The sequence below is a fragment of the Bacillus sp. B2-WWTP-C-10-Post-4 genome (genome assembly GCF_009183805.1).
In the GTDB taxonomy this organism is placed as follows: Bacteria; Bacillota; Bacilli; order Bacillales; family Bacillaceae_G; genus Bacillus_A; species Bacillus_A cereus.
On the sequence record NZ_WEII01000193.1, the window covers coordinates 1 to 4,629 of the forward strand.

The following is a 4,629-nucleotide window of genomic DNA, read 5'->3' on the forward strand; positions in this document are numbered from 1 at the left end:
TAACTATTAAAATGAGCTAATACTCTACTTTTTATACTAAAAGCCTTGCCTACATAAATAATATTGTCATTATAATCTTTAATGAAATAAATACCACTGTCAGATTTTTTCAATTTATTATCTAATTCTTCTATACTCATAAAATGCAATTCACTCATACTTCTCTCTCCTTAGCAGTTTTAAATCGTAAAAAACAAGCAAGGTTTCTAAAAAAGTACTTAGCTGCCCTAGCATCTCTTATTTTATCTCTTGCTAAATGTCAAAAAACTGTTTCTATGTTCCTCAACTATCAATATGATTATTAATAAAATTTTCTATCGTTATTATCTCGCAATTTTATCATGTAATTTCGAGATCGTTTCCTCATTTAAATTACTGTGTTTTATCGAATAAAGGAAATATATTACTACCCCAATAGTAATCCAAATACTAAAGTACACCCATGTCCTTAACGGTAAATTTAGCATTAAAAACACACAGCATACAATTGCAACGCATGGTAATACAGGTACAAAAGGTACCATAAATCCACGTTTTAAATTTGGGTGTGATTTACGTAGAATAATAACTGATAGACAAACTAACGCAAACGTCACCAAACTACCGATATTAACTAAATTAACTAATTCTTTCAAATCAATAAACCCAGCTATTATAGAGCTCCCTATTCCTGCCAATCCAGTTATAAAAGTGGGTGCTCCAGTTTTCTTATTAACTTTCGCAAATGATTTCGGTAACAATCCATCACGACTCATTGCAAAGAATACTCGTGTTGCCGCATACATATTGGAAAAAATAACAGCCATAAGGCCAATTACAGCACCTGCAGCAATTGCACCAGCGACTTTTCCTTGTCCTACAACTTCCATTACATAAGCCATCGCCTCAGGAACATTTAATTCTTTATAGGAAACCATTCCTGTCATAACAAGACATACCATAACATAAATAATTGTACATATGATTAATGATGCAATAATACCGATCGGAAGATTACGTTTCGGATCTTTTACTTCTTCTGCTGAAGTTGCTAATATATCAAAACCCGTAAAAGCGAATAAAATAGCTGCTCCACCCGTAAAAACTCCACTTAAACCGTATGGTGCAATTGGTATCCAGTTTATTGGTTTTACATAGAATATACCAACCGTAATAAACAACAAAATCATTCCAATTTTAATCAATACCATTGTATTATTGATTCGTTTACTTTCTCTCGTACCACGGGATAACATCCATGCTAATATCAATGTAATGATTACTGCTGGTAGATTCACAATACCACCATGCGAAGGAATCGTTACTAGAGCTTTAGGTATCTCTAATCCAAATCCCTTTATTAAATTGTGGAAATAGCCTGTCCATCCAGCAGCGACAGCCGCTGTTGCCACGATATATATTAATAGCAATGACCAACCTACTAGATGAGCAACAAACTCACCAATTGTTGCATATGAGTATGTATATACACTACCAGACGCCGGGAGTGTAGAAGCAATTTCCGCGTAACATAATGCTATAAATCCACATATAATTGCTGCAAGTATAAATGAAAAAACAACTGCTGGGCCAGCATTTCTTGCTGCTACTAATCCAGTTAACACAAGAACGCCCGTTCCAACTATCGAGCCTACCCCTAACATAATTAAATCAAATGCTCCTAATGTTTTCGTTAAAGTCTTGCTTTGATTATGCTCTAACAATTGTGTAACGGATTTCTTTTTTAGTAAATTACTCATATTTTCTGTATCCCCTTTAAAATAAGGTTTATTCTTCTCGTTAGTGTTGTATATAAATTTACTTAGTTATTAACTAGCCTCATAATATTTCTTTTACATTAAATAGATTTAAAATATTATATAAATTCGCTTCTCACTTACTAGTTAAACTAGACATTTCCATAGATTTTTGCGTACAACGTTTCATAGCTGAAATGATAGCTGTTCTTAAACCTTTTTCTTCTAGCGTTACTACAGCCTCTATCGTCGTTCCACCTGGAGAACAAACCATATCCTTCAATTCACCTGGATGTATTCCTGTTTCCAATACCATTTTTGCAGAACCTAATACAGCCTGAGCCGCAAATTTATAAGCTTGTTTTCTCGGCATACCGCCAAGTACAGCAGCATCTGCCATGGCTTCTATAAACATATACACATATGCTGGAGAAGAACCACTAATAGATGTAACAACATCCATTAGTTTTTCATTTATGACCTCCGTCTGGCCGAAAATATTAAATATGTTCAGTACCTCTTTTATATCTTTTTCTGTAACCATTTCATTAAAACATAACGCAGACATTCCTTCTCCAACAAGTGCCGGTGTATTAGGCATTACTCTAACAACTTTTAACTTTCTACCAAATTCATTCTCAGTGCTCTTAATACTTTTCCCTGCAGCAATAGTTACAACGATTACATCATTTTTTATTTGATCTTTTATTTGGTTAATTACCGATGAGTATAAATCTGGTTTGATTGATAAAATTAAAATGTCAGCGCTGTTAGCGACTTCATTGTTGTTAGTAGTTATAGTTATGCCATATTCATTACTAGCATTTTTTAAATTAATGACATTTAAATCTGAACAAATTATTTGATCTGGAGAAACTATATTTTTTTTAATCATCCCACCTATCATAGCAATACCCATGTTTCCACATCCGATGAATCCTATTTGTTTATTCATAATAATTTGCTCTTGCTCCTTCTACTCTAAATTTTATTGATCTTGAAATTATTATTCTAAATAAGGGCTATTACAATTACTTGGTTTATCAATAGAATTTCAAAATTCTCCTTCCTATATAGAGCTTACATATACCTCTAATAACTTCTTTGCTTTCGCTGAATTTTGAGGTGTGGGTCTTACTGCCCGGCAAATAGCGGAATAAAATTGAAAATGAATAAAAGAAGAGAACATGTTTATATTACATGGTCTCTTCTTTTATTCATTAATACTAAGTAATTGTGGAAAATATAGGGTGATTTGTAGTTTAATAGTAAAGAGAGTGATTAGTATTAATTTTCTTTGTTTTTAAAATTTTAAGTATGTAAATGTTTAACAGGGGGGGGATAAAGTGAAATTCGTAAGCATTGAAAAAGATGAAATCTTAATTGGGGATATGGCAAAATTGTATTGTAAAGTATTTGAGAAAATAAATTTCAATGAAATAATCGAGCGAATGAATAGGCATATAGAATATACAGGTTTTAAAGGTATAGTAGCAATAAATGATGAAAATGAAGTAGTTGGTTTTACTTATGGTTATCGCTCAATGGAGGGACAGTACTATAATCAATTAATGAGAGAAGCGTTACATCTAGAGCAAGTAGACGAATGGTTGCAAGATTGTTTTGAATTTGTAGAGTTAGCAGTTCACCCACAATATCAAAATAAAGGTCTTGGAACGAAATTACATAATAAATTACTAGAAGGAGTTTCAAATAGAACGAGTGTTTTAACAACACAAATAAACAATGAAAAAGCACGTTCGTTATATGAAAGATTAGATTGGATAAATGTATTGGAGCCATTTCATCCAAGTAAAAATGATGTTCCATATGTAATAATGGGAAAAGCATTAAAAACAAAAGTGAATTGATAATTATGGCATTCACAAAAATTATTGGTTTGTAATAATGAAGGGGAAAACAACAATGATATCTATAGAAAAAGCTACAATTTTAGATGCTGAGAAATTAACAGAAATAATGAAAAGAACATTTGATGCAGAAGCAAAACAATGGCTATACGGCCAAGATGATGTCATTGATTATAACATTCAACCGCCAGGATATTCTTCAGTTGAAATGATGGAATATTCCATTGAAGAATTGGATTCTTTCAAAGTTGTAATGGATAAAGAAATAATCGGAGGGATAATAGTTACGATTTCTGGTAAGTCGTACGGTCGAATTGATCGTATTTTTGTAAATCCTGTTTATCAAGGAAAAGGCATTGGATCACATGTTATGAAATTAATAGAAAAGGAATATCCAAACATAAAGATTTGGGATCTCGAAACATCTAGTAGACAAATTAATAATCATCACTTTTATAAAAAGATGGGCTACCAAATGATTTTTGAATCGGAAGATGAGTATTGTTACGTGAAAAGAATAAAAACAAGCTCAAATAAAGAGAGTGTAGTTACAAATAAAGATATGAAAAATAGTCAATACGAAAACTGTAATTTAGCAAATACAGAGTATTATCAAGTGAATTTAAAAAACAGTTCATTTGTTGGTAGCAATATAATGAATACGAATATGAGTAATTGTAATGTAAGTCAATCAAAGTTTAGAAATATAAATTTTAGATGGTCATCATATGCAGATTTAAATCTTTCTGGTAGTAAATTTAATTTGGTGACTTTAGGTGGAGTGCAATTTAAAAATACAAGTCTCGGAGATGAGAAGGAGCCTATTTTATTCGATAAATGTGATTTGGAAGGTAGCACCATAAGTAATAGTAATCTGAAAAATATTGAAATAGAAAATTGTGATATAGTCGGCATGAAACTAAATGGTATTCTGATCGAAAATTTGCTTAATTTATATAATAAAGTGAAAAGTTAACCATATAGATATAGTTGTTAATCTTTTTGAAAATTAAGTGTTATAT

At 31.5% G+C, this 4,629-nt stretch carries 5 protein-coding genes; 2 read left to right on the forward strand and 3 right to left on the reverse strand.

What is annotated here, in order from left to right; all coding sequences use genetic code 11:
* From GBN78_RS28640 to proC, 3 genes are all read right to left on the reverse strand, one after another.
* Positions 1 to 158, reverse strand: a 158-nt coding sequence (locus GBN78_RS28640) for a GIY-YIG nuclease family protein (protein ID WP_193224773.1), incomplete at its 3' end; no start/stop codon positions are given.
* 165 nt (positions 159 to 323) lie between these two features.
* Positions 324 to 1,739: an amino acid permease gene (locus GBN78_RS28645; RefSeq protein WP_000067452.1), complete on the reverse strand. Its 1,416-nt coding sequence runs from the start codon at positions 1,737 to 1,739 to the stop codon at positions 324 to 326.
* Positions 1,740 to 1,872: 133 nt separating this feature from the next.
* Complete coding sequence (gene proC / locus GBN78_RS28650; protein ID WP_001041290.1) at positions 1,873 to 2,691, reverse strand: pyrroline-5-carboxylate reductase; 819 nt, start codon at positions 2,689 to 2,691, stop codon at positions 1,873 to 1,875.
* A 391-nt stretch (positions 2,692 to 3,082) separates the two neighbouring features.
* Between proC and GBN78_RS28655 the strand changes: the two genes are divergently transcribed.
* A complete protein-coding gene (locus GBN78_RS28655; RefSeq protein ID WP_000673965.1) occupies positions 3,083 to 3,607 on the forward strand; it encodes a GNAT family N-acetyltransferase in 525 nt (174 codons plus the stop codon).
* A gap of 37 nt (positions 3,608 to 3,644) precedes the next feature.
* Positions 3,645 to 4,583 carry a GNAT family N-acetyltransferase gene (locus GBN78_RS28660; RefSeq protein WP_025118050.1) on the forward strand — a complete coding sequence of 313 codons (939 nt, stop codon included), beginning with the start codon at positions 3,645 to 3,647 and terminating at the stop codon, positions 4,581 to 4,583.
* The last annotated feature ends 46 nt before the right edge of the window (positions 4,584 to 4,629 follow it).

Excerpts from the sequence above, each read along its gene's own strand:
- GBN78_RS28645 (WP_000067452.1), bottom strand. The coding sequence starts at position 1,739 with ATGAGTAATTTACTAAAAAAGAAATCCGTTACACAATTGTTAGAGCAT.
- proC (WP_001041290.1), bottom strand. The coding sequence starts at position 2,691 with ATGAATAAACAAATAGGATTCATCGGATGTGGAAACATGGGTATTGCT.
- GBN78_RS28660 (WP_025118050.1), top strand. The coding sequence starts at position 3,645 with ATGAAGGGGAAAACAACAATGATATCTATAGAAAAAGCTACAATTTTA.